This window comes from Metabacillus kandeliae, assembly GCF_021166585.1.
In the GTDB taxonomy this organism is placed as follows: domain Bacteria; phylum Bacillota; class Bacilli; order Bacillales; family Bacillaceae; genus Metabacillus_B; species Metabacillus_B kandeliae.
Genome location: NZ_JAJOZE010000002.1, coordinates 269,260 through 287,303 on the forward strand (window position 1 = coordinate 269,260; position 18,044 = coordinate 287,303).

18 protein-coding genes are annotated in these 18,044 nt (G+C 44.2%); 11 read left to right on the forward strand and 7 right to left on the reverse strand.

What is annotated here, in order from left to right; genetic code table 11:
• Positions 1–2 precede the first annotated feature (2 nt).
• Both bglA and LRR81_RS08395 read left to right on the forward strand, forming a co-directional pair.
• Positions 3–1,442 (forward strand): 6-phospho-beta-glucosidase BglA, encoded by a 1,440-nt coding sequence (gene bglA / locus LRR81_RS08390; RefSeq protein ID WP_231788897.1) that lies wholly within the window; start codon positions 3–5, stop codon positions 1,440–1,442.
• Positions 1,443–1,542: 100 nt separating this feature from the next.
• Positions 1,543–2,073 carry a hypothetical protein gene (locus LRR81_RS08395; RefSeq protein ID WP_231788898.1) on the forward strand — a complete coding sequence of 177 codons (531 nt, stop codon included), beginning with the start codon at positions 1,543–1,545 and terminating at the stop codon, positions 2,071–2,073.
• A 27-nt stretch (positions 2,074–2,100) separates the two neighbouring features.
• Here the strand turns inward: LRR81_RS08395 and LRR81_RS08400 are convergent, their stop codons facing one another.
• Positions 2,101–3,546, reverse strand: coding sequence for a DNA/RNA non-specific endonuclease (locus LRR81_RS08400; protein ID WP_231788899.1), 1,446 nt, complete (start codon positions 3,544–3,546; stop codon positions 2,101–2,103).
• Positions 3,547–3,775: 229 nt separating this feature from the next.
• Between LRR81_RS08400 and LRR81_RS08405 the strand changes: the two genes are divergently transcribed.
• On the forward strand, positions 3,776–4,402 hold the full coding sequence (locus tag LRR81_RS08405; RefSeq protein WP_231788900.1) for a response regulator transcription factor: 627 nt from the start codon (positions 3,776–3,778) through the stop codon (positions 4,400–4,402).
• Positions 4,403–4,484: 82 nt separating this feature from the next.
• On the opposite strand, the gene LRR81_RS08410 is transcribed toward LRR81_RS08405, so the two are convergent.
• Positions 4,485–5,789, reverse strand: a complete 1,305-nt coding sequence (locus LRR81_RS08410; protein WP_231788901.1) for an aldehyde dehydrogenase — start codon at positions 5,787–5,789, stop codon at positions 4,485–4,487.
• 275 nt (positions 5,790–6,064) lie between these two features.
• Positions 6,065–6,886 carry a Cof-type HAD-IIB family hydrolase gene (locus LRR81_RS08415; RefSeq protein ID WP_231788902.1) on the reverse strand — a complete coding sequence of 274 codons (822 nt, stop codon included), beginning with the start codon at positions 6,884–6,886 and terminating at the stop codon, positions 6,065–6,067.
• A gap of 208 nt (positions 6,887–7,094) precedes the next feature.
• Between LRR81_RS08415 and LRR81_RS08420 the strand changes: the two genes are divergently transcribed.
• The 5 genes from LRR81_RS08420 (at position 7,095) to LRR81_RS08440 (ending at position 10,651) form a co-directional block, all read left to right on the forward strand.
• The gene (locus tag LRR81_RS08420) at positions 7,095–8,018 is read left to right on the forward strand and encodes a S8 family peptidase (protein ID WP_331716328.1); all 924 of its coding nucleotides are present in this window, start codon (positions 7,095–7,097) and stop codon (positions 8,016–8,018) included.
• A gap of 182 nt (positions 8,019–8,200) precedes the next feature.
• Entirely contained in the window at positions 8,201–8,524 is a 324-nt protein-coding gene (locus LRR81_RS08425; protein ID WP_231788903.1) for a PadR family transcriptional regulator, read from the forward strand.
• Positions 8,517–9,074 (forward strand): HAAS signaling domain-containing protein, encoded by a 558-nt coding sequence (locus LRR81_RS08430; RefSeq protein ID WP_231788904.1) that lies wholly within the window; start codon positions 8,517–8,519, stop codon positions 9,072–9,074. The genes LRR81_RS08425 and LRR81_RS08430 overlap by 8 nt, the downstream gene beginning before the upstream one ends.
• Positions 9,071–9,877 carry a DUF4097 family beta strand repeat-containing protein gene (locus tag LRR81_RS08435; protein WP_231788905.1) on the forward strand — a complete coding sequence of 269 codons (807 nt, stop codon included), beginning with the start codon at positions 9,071–9,073 and terminating at the stop codon, positions 9,875–9,877. Before LRR81_RS08430 ends, LRR81_RS08435 begins: the two co-directional genes overlap by 4 nt.
• A gap of 117 nt (positions 9,878–9,994) precedes the next feature.
• Positions 9,995–10,651: a hypothetical protein gene (locus tag LRR81_RS08440; protein WP_231788906.1), complete on the forward strand. Its 657-nt coding sequence runs from the start codon at positions 9,995–9,997 to the stop codon at positions 10,649–10,651.
• Here the strand turns inward: LRR81_RS08440 and LRR81_RS08445 are convergent.
• From LRR81_RS08445 to LRR81_RS08455, 3 genes are all read right to left on the reverse strand, one after another.
• Positions 10,648–11,040, reverse strand: coding sequence for a C40 family peptidase (locus LRR81_RS08445; RefSeq protein WP_231788907.1), 393 nt, complete (start codon positions 11,038–11,040; stop codon positions 10,648–10,650). The two genes, LRR81_RS08440 and LRR81_RS08445, sit on opposite strands and share 4 nt — an antisense overlap.
• Before the next feature lie 188 nt (positions 11,041–11,228).
• Positions 11,229–11,699, reverse strand: a complete 471-nt coding sequence (locus LRR81_RS08450) for a DinB family protein (protein ID WP_231788908.1) — start codon at positions 11,697–11,699, stop codon at positions 11,229–11,231.
• A 127-nt stretch (positions 11,700–11,826) separates the two neighbouring features.
• On the reverse strand, positions 11,827–12,897 hold the full coding sequence (locus LRR81_RS08455) for a polysaccharide deacetylase family protein (protein ID WP_231788909.1): 1,071 nt from the start codon (positions 12,895–12,897) through the stop codon (positions 11,827–11,829).
• Between the two features lie 259 nt (positions 12,898–13,156).
• On the opposite strand from LRR81_RS08455, the gene LRR81_RS08460 reads away from it, so the two are divergent.
• Genes LRR81_RS08460 through LRR81_RS08470 form a run of 3 tightly spaced genes read left to right on the forward strand, consistent with a single transcriptional unit; the run spans position 13,157 to position 15,233 of the window.
• The gene (locus LRR81_RS08460; RefSeq protein WP_231788910.1) at positions 13,157–13,468 is read left to right on the forward strand and encodes a hypothetical protein; all 312 of its coding nucleotides are present in this window, start codon (positions 13,157–13,159) and stop codon (positions 13,466–13,468) included.
• Complete coding sequence (locus LRR81_RS08465; RefSeq protein WP_231788911.1) at positions 13,465–14,835, forward strand: pre-toxin TG domain-containing protein; 1,371 nt, start codon at positions 13,465–13,467, stop codon at positions 14,833–14,835. The genes LRR81_RS08460 and LRR81_RS08465 overlap by 4 nt, the downstream gene beginning before the upstream one ends.
• A 14-nt stretch (positions 14,836–14,849) precedes the next feature.
• The gene (locus LRR81_RS08470) at positions 14,850–15,233 is read left to right on the forward strand and encodes a hypothetical protein (RefSeq protein ID WP_231788912.1); all 384 of its coding nucleotides are present in this window, start codon (positions 14,850–14,852) and stop codon (positions 15,231–15,233) included.
• Positions 15,234–15,532: 299 nt separating this feature from the next.
• On the opposite strand, the gene LRR81_RS08475 is transcribed toward LRR81_RS08470, so the two are convergent.
• A complete protein-coding gene (locus tag LRR81_RS08475; RefSeq protein WP_231788913.1) occupies positions 15,533–17,941 on the reverse strand; it encodes a CBM35 domain-containing protein in 2,409 nt (802 codons plus the stop codon).
• Positions 17,942–18,044 lie beyond the last annotated feature (103 nt).

Here is an 18,044-nt window from a genome sequence, read left to right on the forward strand (position 1 = left end):
AAATGACGAAATTACCAGAAGGATTCCTATGGGGCGGCGCCCTTGCCGCCCACCAATTCGAAGGCGGCTGGAACGAAGGCGGCAAAGGACCGAGTGTTGTCGATGTGATGACTGCAGGAGCACACGGTGTTCCGAGAAAAATCACAGAAAAAGTGGAAGAAAACGAGTTTTATCCAAACCATGAAGCCATCGACTTCTACCATCAATACAAAAGCGACATCGCTCTTTTCAGCGAAATGGGCTTAAAATGCCTGCGCACCTCGATCGCCTGGAGCCGCATTTTTCCGCGCGGCGATGAAGCGGAACCGAATGAGGAAGGCTTGAAATTCTATGATAATGTGTTCGATGAACTGCTGAAGCATGGCATTGAACCCGTCATTACCCTTTCCCACTTTGAAATGCCGCTCTACCTTGCGAGAGAATTTGGCGGCTTCAGAAGCAGAAAAGTGACCGATTACTTTGTGAAATTTGCAGAGGTCTGCTTTAAGCGCTACAAGGACAAAGTGACATACTGGATGACCTTTAACGAAATCAACAACAAAATGGATGTGAACAACCCGATTTTCTTATGGACTAACTCCGGTGTCAGCGTAAAAGAAGGGGAAAACGCAAAGGAAATTATGTACCAGGCAAGCCACCACGAACTGATCGCTAGCGCCCTTGCTGTGGCAAAAGGAAAAGAAATCAATCCGGACTTCCAAATCGGGGCAATGGTTTCCCATGTTCCGATCTATCCATATTCCTGCAACCCGGAAGACATTATGCTTGCAGAAGAAATGATGCGCCAGCGCTACTTCTTCCCTGACGTGCACGTCCGAGGCTATTACCCGGCATATGCGCTAAAAGAATTCGAGCGCGAAGGCTTCCGCATTCCATTCGAAGAAGGAGACGAAGAAATTCTCCTAAACGGCAAAGTCGATTACCTTGGCTTCAGCTACTACATGTCAACAACCGTGAAAAGCGATGTGAAAAAAGAAAACACCGGTGACATCGTAAACGGCGGACTTCCAAACGGGGTGGAAAATCCGTACATTAAAGCAAGCGACTGGGGCTGGGCCATTGACCCGACAGGCCTGCGCTATACGCTGAACCGCTTCTATGACCGCTACCAAATCCCAATGTTTATCGTCGAAAACGGCTTTGGTGCCATCGACAAGATTGAAGAAGACGGCTCCATTCATGATGAATCAAGGATCAGCTATTTAAAATCCCATATTGAAGCACTTGAAAAAGCCGTCAATGATGATGGCGTCGAGCTGATCGGCTACACTCCTTGGGGCATTATCGACATTGTTTCCTTTACAACAGGAGAAATGAAAAAACGCTATGGCTTGATTTATGTTGACCGTGATAATGAGGGCAATGGCTCGATGAAGCGGTATAAGAAGGATTCTTTTAAGTGGTATAAGAGAGTGATTGAGAGTAATGGCGGGGAATTATAAATACAGAAGGCAGCGGGATTCGTTATCCTGCTGTCTTTTTTTAATCCTTAAAGTAAAAATATGGTAGAATAATAGATATTGCCGAACAGGAGAAAATACGATGTCATTGACCTTACTCACTGGATTCCTCGGAGTTCTTCTTATCCTATTTTTCAAAAGTCCCTTGGGAACCAGCATACAAAAGAGCAGCCCGCTCGTCAGCAAGCTCAAAAATGCCCAATGGTTTCAAAACCACTGGTTCTCAGGCGTCTTTCTCTTCCTTACGAACGCTGCTCTATTTTTTCTTACATGCCTTCTGCTTCTGAGTTTAATGTTTTTCACCATCCCCTACCTTCACTTAGCCATCATGCTTGCAGCAGTGATCGCCAGTATTTTCATATGGATGGTGATTTCCGCTGCATGGAACGGCTCTAGAAAAAACCGGTTCATTATGAGTACCGTCGGAAGCAGCTTTTATCTGATTTTGGCTGCTCTCTTTATCTATTGGTTTGTTACCTTAACACCCTCCTACCAAGGAGATGATACGTTTATGAGGGCCATCGGGCTGCTGTTCGCTTCAATTGTGACCTGTGTGGCATTTGCTGCGTGTTTGATCATAACCGGATTTTCGAAAACTAAAAAAGCAGAGTGAAACCGGGTTTCACTCTGCTTTTCCTATTTAGCTGGCAGGACCGCTGTCAACGCTTGCTTCAATCGCATTCTGTACACTCGCCGGTACAGCAGAAAGGAAATTATAGCCTGTCATTGCTTCAATGCTGTCAACACTCACCCTGTAAGAAGACCAAGGCTTGCTGGAAGCTGTCTGATCATTCGGCATCACAACAGCGATGACTCTTGTTGAGGTGGAAACACGGCTTACATCGTTTGTGCCTTTAGGCAGAACTACGATGACTTTCCATGTTTTCGCTGGAACGGCTACACCGTTTCCGACTGTTGTTTTGTATCCGTTAGAACCTGTGCCGCCAGTTCCGTAGCCGCCGGAAATGATATACAACTCGTTGCCGGCATCTGCGAGAGAACGGCTGTAGTTTTCCAGATTCGCCCAAGTAATCTGGTTATTTTTTGGCGCTTGCGGAATCATGTTTGTCATTAGGAATGTGGCACTGTTATCTGTCACAGAAGCGGTGCGATCAGCAGAAGGACACATGTGGCCTCTGTCAAATCCTGATCCGGAAAATTCAGTTTCTTGTACTTGATACCAGCCTGCCGGAAGGGATGTATCTTCACGGAAAGTATCCTGGCGTGCAGTGCTTCCTTCATCTGCCGAATCTAAATGCCAGCTCACCCAGTTCGGTATATGCTTGCTGTTGTTATAAGAAAGATCGTATTGAGACTTTGTCATTAAGTAGTCTGCGGAATTAGACGTGCTTGCTGTTGCACTGCTTGGATTTCCCATTCCCATATTGTCATCATCCATGCCGGATGGAACGGTGCCAGTGTCTGAACCTGTTCCTCCTGATGAAGAAGTTGAGCTCTGAGGATCCAGACTGCTTGTGACGACGATGTCAGAAGAGTTATTGTTTGTGTCCCAGCCATTGCCCTGCCCATCTGCTGTTCCGCCACTATCATTTTTGCGTTCAGCACTTTTTGTCGCTGAAACCGTTCCGGAAGGAGCTCCTTCATAATCATTGGCAGAACCGTACCCGATAAAATCGACTACATTGGCATTGCTTGAACCTGAAACAGAAGAAGTGACTTTAGCAAGCGCCACTTTTCCGCTGCTTGCGCTTAAATTAATATTGCCTGCTGCATCAGCTGCTGGCAGATCAGCTGTTCCGCCGCCGCCGCTTGCCTGTTTAACAAGATAGTACTCATGAGGTCCGATGCTTCCTGTTAAATTCGTGATATTGCTGAATGAACCGGTTGAAGAGGCATATTGCACAGACCATCCAGATAAAGAAACACTGCTGCTGGTTGGATTGTAAAGTTCAATATAATCATTTTTGTAGGAAGAACCGCTGTTTCCTCCTCCGCCATACACCTCGCTGATGACAACATGTGATGCACTTGCAGCCTGTGCCGGCGCATTAAAAAAACTTCCAGACGATAAGAAAAGCACTGAACTTAATACCAATAATGAGAGCTTCTTGTTTTTGAACACCATTCATAACCTCCTATTCAATCTAAGAAAAGTATAGAGATACAGCCATCCCGATTGAAGGTACCAATGGTAACGCTCGAAGTCACGATTATTTTTGGCGCTTTTGTGCTTTCGGCACGATTCTGACCCGAAACTCCTATTTTTTTTAACTGAAAATTAACATATCCAGTGTGGAAGAATCATACTCGGTTGCTATGATAAATTTGAGTTTCTATAAGGAAGTGCATCCAGAATGATAAATGTGCTGATGGTTAACGGGACAAGGCTATTAAGGGAAAGCTTAATCTATCTTATTGAAAAAGACAGCGAACTGAAGGTCATTGGAAGTGCCGAGAACGGGGTGCAGGCTTTGGAGCTGTGCAAAACCCTTGCTCCAGACATTGTGCTGATTGATGTGGACAGCTCCGGCTGTGAGGAAATCGACGCTGCAAGACTGATGAAAACGAGATTTCCCCATATGAAAATAATCATTCTGACAAGCCACAAAGACAGCAAAATCTTTACTGCCGGCGCAGACGGATACTTGTTAAAAAGCATAAAAGGTTCAGAGCTTATTCTTGCAGTCAAATGCGTCGCTAATAACATGAAGCTTTTTCACCAGGATGTCCTCGACGGCAGCGAAATGTTCTTTGAGAACTACATGAATAAGTATGAGCCTCGCCCTGACAGCAGCCTTACCATCAGAGAAATTGAGCTCATCAAATACATTGCAGAAGGCAAAACCAACAAGGAAATTGCCGGAATTCTTTATTTAAGCGAAGGCCGGATTAAAAATATCGTGACGGGAATTTTGAAAAAAAGCGCTTTGCAGGATCGGACTCAGCTTGCGGTATATGCGATTAAGCAGCGGTATGTTTGAGCGCGGAAAATTTTTATAAAAAAGGCCCTATAGAAAGACCCTTTCTCAAGGATTTTCTATAGGGCAGATTTTGACATAACCTTTATTTGGCTGGACGTTTCAGCATGCTTTTGAAATGGGTGAACGTATCGAAGCTTGCTTGGCCGTGATAGGCCCCCATTCCGCTGTCTCCTACTCCGCCAAATGGGAGGTAGTGAGAGGTCATATGGCTGATCGTATCGTTAATGGCCCCGCCGCCAAATGAAATGGTATTTAACACTTCATCCTGAACGGCTTCATCATCTGAGAAAAGATACAATGCCAATGGTTTCGGGCGTTTCACAATGGATTCAATGGCTTCGGGCAGCTCATCGAATACAAGAACCGGAAGGATTGGTCCAAAAATTTCATCCTGCATCACGGGATCTTCCCAAGTAATGCCGTCCAAAATGGCTGGTTCTATAAATAGCTGCGCTTTGTCTGAATAGCCGCCAAGTACAAGTTTTCCGTTTCCGAGAAATTTTTGCAAACGGTCAAAGTGCCTTTCACTCACTACATGCGGGAAATCAGGGTTTTCTGAAATATTTTCGCCATAAGTCTCGGTGACAGCCTCTTTCAGTTTAGCAATCAATTGATCCTTCACATTACGATGTGCAAGGATATAATCGGGCGCTACACAGGTTTGTCCGGCATTGGCAAATTTCCCTCGTACAATGCGGGCTGCTGCTTCATCCAAGTCCGCATCCTCACTCACGATTACTGGACTTTTTCCGCCAAGCTCCAGTGTAACAGGAGTCAAGTGCTTTGCAGCTGCTTCAGCGACGATTCTCCCTACTCCCGTACTGCCGGTGAAGAAGATATAATCAAATTTCTCTTTAAGCAGGGCAGTGCTTGTTTCCACTTCCCCTTCTACGACGTGCAGGTATTCTTCCGGGAAGTTCTCATTGATCATTTTAGCTAGAAGCCGCGATGTATGAGGTGTTAGCTCAGATGGTTTTAATACGGCGCAGTTTCCAGCTGCGATGGCTCCGACAAGCGGATTAACAGCAAGCTGAAACGGATAGTTCCATGGAGCAATGATCAAGGCTGACCCATACGGCTCAGGGACAATAAAGCTGACAGCTCCTGCATGGCTAGCTGGTGTTTTCGCTTCTTTTCGTGCTGCCCATGAAGAAAGGTTTTCCATCATAAAATTAATTTCTCCTAGAACCAGCCCCGCTTCCGCACGCTTAGCCTCTGCTTCTGGCTTATTCAAATCCGCTTTTAATGCGTCAATAATGTCCTGCTCATGGGAGCTAACAAGGTCTTTTAGTTTCGTTAGCATTTCCATTCGGAATGTCAGATCTTTTGTTTTTCCGCTCCGGAAAAAGGACTGCTGTTTTAATGTGAGTTCCTGGTAGTTTTCCATCATCCATTCTCCTTTAAGCTTTATAGTATGCAGGGAACCAATTATCCTGTTCCACACGGCAAGTTGCTTATCAATAACGATTTTAAAGATACTCCTCTGTGAAAAAATGTTCAATTTTTTTGTTTCGAAAAAGAGTGTTTTAAGAACCAACTTTTGATGTTTTCCTGAGAAAACGTTGAATTTACGGCTATTTCATTCCGCTTCTTTTTCCTGCTATCCCCTTTATTTACCATTAAAAAAACAGCTCCCGCCGGAAGCTGTCTTTTGATTAGCTGCTAGATAACTGGAACAGTTCCCAAAATAAACTCCTCCACAACCTTCGCCACACCATCATTCATATTCGTATCCGTAATATAATCTGCCTTCTCCTTCACTTCTTCCGCTGCATTTCCCATTGCAACGCCAAGTCCGGCAAACTCAATCATTGATAGGTCGTTATGACCGTCGCCGACCGCAATGACTTCCTCGCGGTTGATGCCAAGCTTTTGAATAAGAGAGTTCAGGCTTGTCCCTTTTGTGACGCCATCTTCTGTGAATTCCAGGAAGTACGGCTTTGAACGCATGACTGCTAAGCTTCCTTCAAATTCCTTCTGAAGCTTCTTTTCTACATTTTTCAGATAGTCAGGTTCACCAAGCATCAGTGCTTTAACAACAGGAACTGAAACAGCCTTTTTGAAATTTTCCACAACTTCAATTGGCAGATCTGTCAGCTGCCCTTCGATATCCGTATACTGATTATCGTCTTCTGTTACAATCACATCTTCAATGTATGTGTGGATCCAGACGTTTTCCCTGCGGCTCACATCATATAAGTGATGAATGGTATCAGCCGGCAGCGTTGAGCTGAAAAGTGTTTCCCCTGTTTGGCAGTTATTAATTTTTCCGCCATTGAAGGAAAGAATAAAGCTGCCGTATTCCTTTAACCGCAGCTCTTCCGCAATCGGCAGCATCGCTGTTGTCGGCCTTCCTGAAGCGAGCACCACCTTCGTTCCTGCTTCCTGTGCAGCCATTAAGGCTTCCTTCGTCCGGGGAGAAATTGTTAAATCATCGCGCAGCAATGTATCGTCTAAATCAAGAACAATCATTTTATATGTCATGTTAGTTAATTCCTTTCATCAAGTACATTCCATATGCCATTTTACTATATTTATAGAAGCTTCGCCTTGGATGAGCTTACTTTTGCAAAAATTAACTATTTCACTATGAAAACGAAATAGCAAATTCCAGCCTTCCTTCATACGATACAGAAGCAAGTCCATCCCCTGCTTTTTTAGCGGGACATTGCTGACGAAGGGAGATTTTAACTTGTCCATAGTCAAACTCACGCCTTTTCGTGTAGGAGCAACGATAGATACCCCAACAGCTGTTCCGAAGGGAATCAGCATGATTGACGCGCCATCATACTGGCAGCAAGGCTTTCAGGGAGAAGGAATCGTCATCGCTGTTCTTGACACCGGCTGCCAGACAGGCCACCCGGATTTAAGAGGCCAAATCATCGGCGGACGGAATTTTACGAATGACTACCTCGGGATTCCGACAAGATATCAGGATAACAACGGCCACGGCACCCATGTGTGCGGCACCATTGCAGGCCGGGGAGAAAACGGCGGTGTTGCAGGAGCTGCCCCAAAAGCCAAATTGCTTGTGCTGAAAGTTTTGGACGGCTCCGGCAAAGGAAAAACAGAGAACATGACAGAGGCTGTAAAATATGCCATTAAGTGGCGCGGGCCGAAAGGGGAAAAAGTCCGGGTCATCTCCATGTCACTCGGAGGACCTGATGACAACCCAAACATGCACGCTGCCATCAAATCTGCCGTCCAAAACAACATTGCCGTTGTGTGCGCTGCCGGAAATGACGGTGACGGAAATGCGAGAACAAGCGAATACAGCTACCCTGGGGCATATGAAGAAGTCATCGAAGTCGGTTCAGTCAGCCTGCAGCAGCGGATTTCTCCATTCAGCAACTCCAACAGCGAAATTGACCTCGTCGCACCAGGAGAACAAATTCTATCCACTTATCCGCACAGCAAATACGCGCTCCTCTCCGGCACCTCCATGGCCACACCGCATGTATCAGGAGCACTCGCCCTTATAATTGAAAAATACGAGAAAAAATTAAACCGGACGCTGACAGAGCCGGAGATCTACAAACTGCTTCTCCAGAATACTGTCAAGCTGGGATTTTCGAGAGCAGATGAAGGAAACGGCATGCTGAAGCTGAGGAGCTGAAGGGAGTTGGGGAGTGAGATGGGGATCTCACTTCTTTTTTTATAACCGGTTACTCTTTTTAAAAAAATTACATCACTACCTTGCAATAAACAGTACTAAGTGGTAAATTAAATATGCCATGGTACTTCTTATTGACCAGTACTATACATTATACAGTAGCAAGCATGAAGGAGTGTTTCCGCTTGAATGTTCAATTTAAAAAGGGAGTGCTGGAGTTATGCGTGCTGGTTCTGCTTGATAAAAAAGACCGGTACGGCTATGAGCTCGTACAGAAAATTTCGGATCAGATTGAAATATCTGAGGGCTCTGTTTATCCCTTGCTGAGACGCCTAACGAAAGAAGAATACTTCACAACCTACCTCCAGGAATCTTCAGAAGGCCCGTCCCGGAAATATTATTCCCTTACTTCAAAAGGGCGGGAGTATTTATACAGCCTCATCGCTGAATGGAGAGCGTTCTCAAATGGTGTTAATTCATTAATAGAAGAAGGTGTAAGAAATGAGTAAAGAACAGTTTTTGCAGGAGCTGAAAGCTGCTCTCAAGAATCTGCCGCAGCAGGAGCGTGAGGATATTTTAAGAGATTATGAAGAACATTTCCAGTTTGGACTTGAGGAAGGAAGATCAGAAGCTGAGATTGCAAAAGAGCTGGGTGCTCCGCAAAGTATCGCTAAGGAAATTACGGTGCAGCATCATGTGGAAAAAGCAGAGTCTAAAGGAACTGCCGGAAATTTGTTCCGCGCTGTATGGGCTGCAATTGGGCTTGGATTTTTCAATCTGGTCATTGTGCTTGGCCCCTTTATCGCATTAGCCGGCCTCCTGTTTTCAGGCTGGGCTGTCAGCGCCGCCTTTATTCTGTCTCCTCTATTGGCTATTTTCGATGCTGTTGTTTTCGCCGATCAGTTTGAGCTTTTCACACTGTTCTTTTCTCTGGTGCTTGCTGGTGCAGGAATCTACATCGGAATCGGCATGTATTATGCCACAAAAGCCATCTACAAAGGCTTTTTGCGGTATCTGAAGTTTAATGTATCTTTAGTGAAAGGCGGTTTAAAAGCATGATCAGCATGAAAAAATTATCCATTGCGGCCGCCTTTTTGATACTGATTGGAGCAGCAGGTTCCCTCGCCACATTTGGGCAGCGCGACAAGCTAAAATCAGTCAGCGAGAGCAAAAGCATTCCTGCAGCCAGCATTACAGATATAAGCGTTCAGGCTGAAAATGCCAAAATAGAAATTCTGCCAACAACTGGGCCGGACATTCAAATTTCTTTAAAAGGAAAAGTGAAATCCAAAGTCAAAAACCCTTTAGGAACCACTGTAGAGGGACATCAGCTGACCATAAAAGAAAACACGAATACAGATCCATTCTTTAATCTCAGTTTTGATTTTTATGAACCTAAAAGCATCAAAGTGCTGCTGCCTAAAAAAGACTACCAGTCTTTTAGCATTGAAAATGACAATGGCAATGTTTCACTGAAGGATGCCTCGATCAGCAGCATCCATGCCCGCACGAATAACGGGCAGATCAGCCTGTCCGCGCTTTCCGCAAAGGAAACAGATGCTGAAGCAGATAATGGCGAAATCATCTTTAATCATGTCACAGGGAAAATCAAAGCCATCACCAATAACGGCAAGCTTTCTCTTAAAACAGAAGAACTCAACCAGCCTGTCCAGCTGGAAAGCGACAATGGCGCTATCCTGATTACAACAGAAAAAGAACCGGACAATGTAACTTTTGATACATCAGTAGATAATGGCAAGGTCAATATCTTCAATAAGTATCAAGGAAACGCCGTGATCGGAAACGGGAAAACGCTAATAAAGTTAAAAACAAATAACGGAGAAATTAAAGTATCGAAATAGACCAAAGAGACGGTTCAAATGGAACCGTCTCTTTGCTTATCTCCTAAACCCACACCGAAACAAGACCATATCCATAAACTGTACAAGCAGAAAAATCAGGAGAAGGGGCTGTCCGTATTGGCTGCTTATACAGTGGATGTGTATGCTTTTTTTGTGAATGGTGCTGATCACGGGAGTAATACCTTGCGGGTGAAGCAGGATATTCAAAAAGCGAATGAGGTGTGGAATGATTGTGTGACCTTTCAGTTAAAAGGAGTAACGACCAGTAAGAGGCGGGTCAATGCGGGCTCCATTTCCTCTGACTACGTCCTTATTCACCCAACTATTGAAGCTTTGTTTCAGGAGGCGCAAACGCTTGAAGGCCATAAAACGGGAATTTATGTGCTCTACCTGAGCGGCGAATATTTAGCCCCGGGCAGAGGCAAAAAAGTCGTCGGCGTTGGCGGCACAGAGCTTGTTTCATTTCAAAATGAAGACGACTATGAACTGACAGGGCGGATTCTTCTCACTGAAAAAGCAGCCGGCCGCTACACATTGGCCCATGAATTAGGGCATGTGCTGTTTACCCGCTATGATGCTAAAAGAGCCGCCCTCATTCAGGACGACCCTTCAGGCCCTTACATTTACCCTTCCGGAAGGCAAAATCCCGGCCACAACAATGACAAACGAAATCTTATGTACCCCGTCTCTCCTAGCGAACGCCCGCGCATCACCGGCAGACAATGCCACACCGCCAGGAACAGCAAACTCACCCGGCGGCAAAAGGGCATCTAAATCACCCGCTTTCCCCCAACAAAAGCTGACTTCCAATACGCATTGATTTCCGACACCATGACCTTCTTGCCCTCCTTGTACGTATGAAGCATATGCCCCCTTCCAAGATAGACCCCAACATGTCCAATTTTCGAGGGCAGCTGGCGGTCTTTTCGTGTCTTCGTTGTAAAGAAGAGAAGATCCCCTTTCCTGATCTCTTCAAAAGAAATGGGAGTTCCCACACTATACTGCTGGCGTGAGCTTCGCGGAAGAGAAATGCCGTGAACACCGTAGATGTACTGCATAAAGGAACTGCAATCAAAGGTTTTTGTTTGATGGGGTTTGGCGTTGAACACATAGGGTGTACCGAGGTATTTAAGGCCTGTGAGAATGATCTGGTTGGCTAGCATGTGTTGTCCCCCCTGAAGCGTGGGGACGGTTCTTGTGCTTCCTCAGCAGCAGAACCTGTCCCTTATGTTTCTTTTTATGTAGCGAGGAGGGTGTTTGATTGGACATGTTTGGATTAAATCCGCATATAAAGAAAAACCGAATCGTGAATGATCCGGTTTGAAACCCATGCTTTTACATTTTACATTACTTAATCCCAAATTTTTGCTCGATCTGCACCAGCTGTTCTTAAATAATCAAGAAGCTGCCCTGTATGTATTGATTCGTGATAAGCAATTCGTAAAAGCATATCACCAAGCCCTCTTATATAGCCGGCATTAGAACGGTCAATTTTCACATCTGATAAATCACTTTCGCTAAAAGAAGAAATCGTTTGAATAAAATCCTCTCTTATTTTTCTTGCATATTCCATCTCTTGCTGCGGAGACACTAGCGGACTATTCTGCAGCGGTGATTCATAGTTCGGAACATCGCCCCTGTTTTCAATTGCCTGGTGGTAATAATGCTCAGACTCTATAACATGCCTGATCATCTCCAAGCAAGTCATAGCATGGACATCCGGCCGCCAGCTATAGGCCTCTTCGGGCAGTGACTCCCAAATTTTCAAGCTGCGTCTTCTAACCTCGTTTAAATTTAAAATGGCTAAATCGATAGAATTCATTATTTTCTCTCCTCTCTAGGAAGCATGGGGACGGTTCTTGCGCTTCCGAGGAAGCAGCAGAACCGTCCCTATGCTTCCTATTTTACACCAACAAAAAAGAGCGGGCACTAAGCTCCGCTCACTCCATTTATAGCCTGCCATCATTCCAGAAATTACTCACTACATGATGACTCGGATTATACGTCACCAGTGTATATCCCCTGGCCTTTAAGTAGTCGATAATCTGCGGCAATGCTTTTACCGTTTGCGGCCGCTCATGTACGAGGATAATAATAGGTTCTTTTTGCTTTTCTACTGCCAGCACCCCGGATTTTACATTCCGGATAATCGTCGTGTACTGGCTGGTAGAATACCGCCAGTCATTTGAATCAATCGTCCAGTCCCACATTTTAAAGTTGTATTTCACGAGCCAATCCCTGAAGGACTTTGTCATATAAGGCTTGCTGCCGTATGGTACACGGGTTAAATAATGGTTCACACCTACCACTGATCTTAACGTTTTCCGCGTTATTTCCATTTCTCTCGCCACATTTTGTGAGCTTCCTTTGTACAGCTTCGTCGCATTATGAGAAACACTGTGCAATCCGATATAATGCCCTTCCCTGTTCACTCTGATCATATTAGTCTTATAAGCTCTAATATTTGGCTCGATCGCAAAAAACGTTGCTTTCGCATTCTTCTTTTTCAAAATATCCAGTATTTGACCTGTATATTTGCTTGGCCCGTCATCAATCGTGAGGTAGGCCACCTTTAGCTTCTCTGCAAGGTTGACCCAGCCAGTCCCCTTTGTTGACTCGACCTTCAGCCAGCTTTTGCTTGCGGCTAAAACCGTGATGTACTGCGGCTCAATGACAGCTTTCTTCTCGCTGTTAGAGGATTGGGCTGTATACAGTGACAGAGACGTTGCAATATAAATGCGATGCCTTCCGTACTCATCCTTAAAATCTGACGGGTGAATCCAGTACCTTCCTTTTGAAGTCCTTACCTTGTAGAAGTCCCCGTATTTCGAAAAAACCGAAATTGTTTGAGGCGCCAAAGTGGCAATCCTTGCTGAAGCTGTAGAATTGGATTTGTAGAGGGGTGTTTTGTGGTACAGGTAGATGGTACGAGACTTTTCAGCTGCCTCTGCAGGCTTAAAGCTGATGGAGAACAACAAAGCAAAAATCAAAGCGAATATCCCGAGCCGGACAAGTTTCATATGGTTCCTCCCGTGATTATGATTCCAGGGTGCATTCCCTGCCTTCAATATTGTATTGGCGGGAGGAGCCATTTAGTCCGGGAGGGGTTGGTGATTTTATCCAGGAAGCATGGGGACGGTTCTCGTGCTTCCCTGAAGCAGAAGAACCGTCCCTATGCTCTCTTTGGAAAAAATTGTTTACTAATGTTTCCTATAGGTAAAAGAATAGAGGGAAGTTCCACAATTTGTGAGAAAAGATTGAGCTAAGGGAGTGAAAATAGTGCCGGATCTTGTTGCGGTGGAAGCGAGGATGGCCGAGGTTGAGGAGATTTTCAAGAAAGTTGATGCTCTTAGGCAGTACAGAACGGCTGTAGATGAAGGACTAAAGGAAGCAGTGGCTGGCATTCAATGCTTGATCAAAGCAGAGGATCACTATCTGCTGCAATGGAAAGGAAAAGCTGCACAGGCTTATCAAAAGCAGACAGCCCACTTTAGGGAACTGGAAAAGGAAATAAAAAATTACGGCAGCTCTACCAGTGATGAAATTGACAAAGAAATCAGCCGGCTTTTGCAGGAGCTGACAGCAAAATGAGCGAAATCCAGATCAAACCGGAAGAACTATTGGCTTTTGCAGAACAGATCGGCAAAGCTCTTACGAAAATGGAAGAGGCAGAAACCTTAATTCAAACAGCATCAGCTTACAGCAGTACAAAAACGATCGAGAAAGAAAAAACACTGATGCTGAACAGCCTTACTAAGTATAACAAGGAGTTGGATAACGCCCACCAGCTCGTTTATTTTGCCCGAGAGGAAATGATGATCACCGACCAAGGCCAGTCAGCCCAAATATTAAGTGCATTCGGAGCAGCTTACGGCTGGCCAGGCATAAAGGAAGATCTGAAAAAGTGGACAGGCGGAGAAGTCACGGAGGCAGATCAGCTAGTTTTGACCTATCTGCTCCTTCAGACCAACGTTTTGCAAAATTCGTATGCACTAAGCGGACAGCCCCTAAACACATTGCTTCCAAGTCCAATATCCGAAGAAATGAAGGCCATCTACAAACAGCTCTTTAAAGGCCCGCTTGCCGCCACAAGAATGAAAATGAATAAAGATATTCAGCAGCGTCGACAGCAGCAAATTGAATGGAATCGCAAACACCTGCACTTCGAAAATGGGAAACTGGTCAACCCTCTGGGCATCGAGGTCGCGAAAACAGTCAAAGTCATCGACGAATACGGAGAGTACAGCGGCACATACCAAGTTTATAAAAATGGACAAATTGCTTACTTGGAAAAGAAAACGTTCGTAAAGTCTATTCCGTCGGACCGCATAGGCGGGGCCAGGGAGGAAGGCGGAGAACTGCTATCTGATGCCATGGATTTTGCCCCGCTCCTCTCCAACTTAAAAGGATTCGGAGAAGGGGTTGGAGGAAAAAACCTGATCACTGGAGAAAAACTGAGTGATGCAGAAAGGGCATTTTCCCTCATGACAGTGTTTGGAGGTCCTATTTTAAAGGGCGGAGGGAAATTTCTTAAGAAGGGTTCAGTGGTTTTTAAGGTTGATAAGGGGCTTGGGAAGGTTGAGCGGGTAGGGGTAAAGGGTACAGGTAACTTTGTTAATAAAAATTTTGCTTCTAGAGATTTACTAGAGTCTCATTTTGACAAACATGCAGTTAAAAACAATGAATTCCATGGTGCTTATAATAATGCAGATGAATATGTTCAAGGTGCTAGGGATGTTATGAGCAGCGGCACAAAAGTGGGATATCAGTATAAAGGTGAGACTCGAATAGGCTATGTGAAGTTTATGGGTAACTCTCGTAAAGGAGAGGCAAAATTTAAATTTGTAGGAACCAATGCCACTGGTGATATTACAACTTATCATGTAAAACGCGGTGAGGACTTATGGAAATTATTAAATAACAATAAAAGAGATAAAACAATTAATCCTATAGAATAAGGAGGTAGCTTTTCATGCAATATACGGCAAAATTAATTGAATTAAACCCTGTAATTGAAGAAGAAGCTGTACTTGAAATTAATGAGCAGAGATTAGTTACTTTCATCAATTACTGTCCTTTTGAAATAATTCAAGGAGGTCATTACAAAGTTGAATTGGAATTAGCTATACTTGATGACTTCGTAATTTCTAAGAGTAATTCAGAAGAAAAAGGTATTGAACAGATAGGAGATAGTTTTTCGTATTTTATTAAAGGTACCTTAAATATTGATAAAGGTACTATAGACGCAGGCATATTATTTGAAATAGATAGTGAATTTCTTTTTGACCATGGATATCTTCATGAAGAAAACGTAAGAATCCGGGTGGATAGATTAAGCGTTGATTTTATTGGATGATAAAGAACCTTGATTGGCTATGAGCCTTTCAAGGTTCTTTAAATTGATGGGGCTACCTAGTGATGATTGCTCATTTTTTTCAGGAGAATAAGGTCAACCCTTGTAATCTCAAGATGATGTCTTTATATTAGAGGTCTTAAAAGTTGATGGTAGTCCTATACAATTAGGTCACAGCCTCCTTCCCGCTTTATAAATGGACCGGTTCTCTTGTTTAGGAAGCAGTAGAACCGTCCCCGTGCTTCCAGCCTCTCTCCCGCTGTTCTCTTGTTTAGGAAGCAGCAGAACCGTCCCCTTGCTTCCTATTTCAATGTTACAGAATCCAACTGAAAGCTCCCGTATATATTTTTTATTGTTATAAGATTCGTTCCTTTTTTCAACTTCACTTTCTCGTTTACTTCTCTCCATTTATCATTGGACTTACCCAATGCAATCGGTTTAGAATCGGTCTTTTTCCCGCTTTCAACATCCCTTACAAGAAGATCTGCTGCACTGAGTTCCCCTGCTCCATATTTCAGGTTTAATTGATAGTTTCCTTCTTTTGGAGCATCTATGGCATAGGTTACACTTTGACCAAATTTATTGAGATTGATATATCCGAACCCGTCATATCCTTCTGCTGTTTTGGCAAATTGCGCCCCATTCGAATAGGAGGCAACTTCTGCTTCGTATACTTTATTTGATTTTGCAGAGGCAATTTTATAGACAGCACTGTCATGCGGAGCAAGAGTTTCATTAAACGCTGACTGGATACCTAAATCCTTATGTTGCCAAATATCACGCACTTCTCCTTTTTCAATTCCAAGTTCCTCTTTAAAGTTAAAAGTTAGTGTCCTGCTCACATCCTGACGATTGAACAGCCCGACAACCCAGGTTCCGTCCGGAAGCTGCCCTGCCCATCGTTCACTGTCGCGGCTATCATTGGATTGCTCATATGGGACAGCGCTTTTGAAAATCGGTTTTCCTACCAGACCCTTTTTATTTAATTCAATCAGCTCGGTGTTTTGATAATATTTGTAGTTGTTCCCAATCGTATCTGGACGGTCTGCAATGGCGATTGGAGAACCTGCCATCGTGTAAAGGGACATTGTTGTCTTTTTCTCGTTTTCGGCATAATCCCCTGAATACGTATTAAGCCGGAGGAAATCTCCATCAAGCATTAAATTGGAGCGTCCTGAAATATCGGAAAACCCTGTGAATCCCTGGAACGCGTTGGCCCATTGTGACCAGCCCGGCTGCCAGCTTTGGCGCCTCCCGCTAATATGATCCCATCCTCCTTCAAATGTGTCTTCATCAATGCGGATCATATCGCCATATTTTTGTTCCAGATCTCCGTGTTTTAAAAGATTCGGCATGACGAGACTCAGCGTTATATGGTATTTCTTTGCGGCTTCAGACATCCATCTTAAGGCTGTTTCATAGTCCTTTTCATGTGCCCTGCCAACTGTTCCTAGGTTGGGATCTTTTCCTGTTTCATACCAGGAAAGAAAATCTACCCGGAGAAAATCGGCCCCTTGATCTGCAAAATATTTTACGTATCCTTTCAAATACTTTTCAGCACCTGGGTGATTGATATTAAGCCAGTATAAAGAGGCCGCATTCGGGCTTCCACCGCTGAACCGGTCCCCATCATTCGGGTCGTTTGGATTTCCCTGATCAATCATATCTGCCACATATGTAGGACCGGCTGAATTGTGCTCCGTTCCTTTTACCATATATTTGTCTGGATGTTTGACAGCCTCAGGGCTTACCCAAAGCGGATTGTAGTAAATTCCAAATTTCATACCTTTTTTGTGAATGTAGTCGCCCCAATACTTCCAAGTGTGGCCTTCCGGATATTTCTGGGATGGGTATTGAAATGGTTCATTGTCATTTGCAGGTTTTTCACCTGTTTTAAAAAGCTCAACATGATCGAGTTGGAATGAGCTGTATTGGGCTTTGGCATCCACATTAAATTCGATGGTTAACTGACCGTTTTTTACCTCTGCCTGCATTTCGAAGAGACCGTAAACAGGCTTTCCTGATTCATCCGTCAAACCTTTGTTAAGTTCTATGGATTGTTCAGGAGATGCCTCAGCAAAATCTTTCAATTTCATAGTTGCCCTGCTTGTCCCATTTATGAAATCATTGACATCGCCATTCGGAAATTTAACCCGTGCTCTCACCGTATAATTTCCGTTACTAAGGTCTGTTATTTTTTGAGAAACCTTTGCTGTATGCGGATCATTTGCAAACACCCACAGCTTGGAGCCCTCATACGCATCATTGGAGTCCACACCGTAAGCGGCATTCGTTTCGATGTTCCATCCATTCAGGCCATCTTCGAAATCCCCATTCTGAAGCACCCCTGTAACAGGTTTGGAGCCTAATGGATTAGTCATCCATTTATTATTATGAGTGACCACATAACCGTTTTTATTTAATAAGGATGCTCCCTCAATCCAGCCGTCCGTACTGATCATGTCATAGCCATATGGCTTGAAATTTTCCGCCATCCAATCAATATCCTTCTTATATTCGTCTTCATGCATATAAGAATTATTGGTAAACTGATATTCGTAGGTTGAAAAGTACATGGGGCCAGCCCCTTGCCTGGTAAATTCCGAATCCTGGGCCAAGGCTGTCCCTGCCGGTATTGCGGTAAAAGCCAAAGAGGCAGCAGCTGCAGAAAAACTGATCTTTCTCCATAAACCTTTTGCAGGTTTAATCATTTGATTTCCCCCTTTCATATTTTGGTAAATACATCCCTAAACGATTTGTACCAATGAATAGGTGAACCATTTTTTCCATACAAAGCTTATTATTTACCGGGGC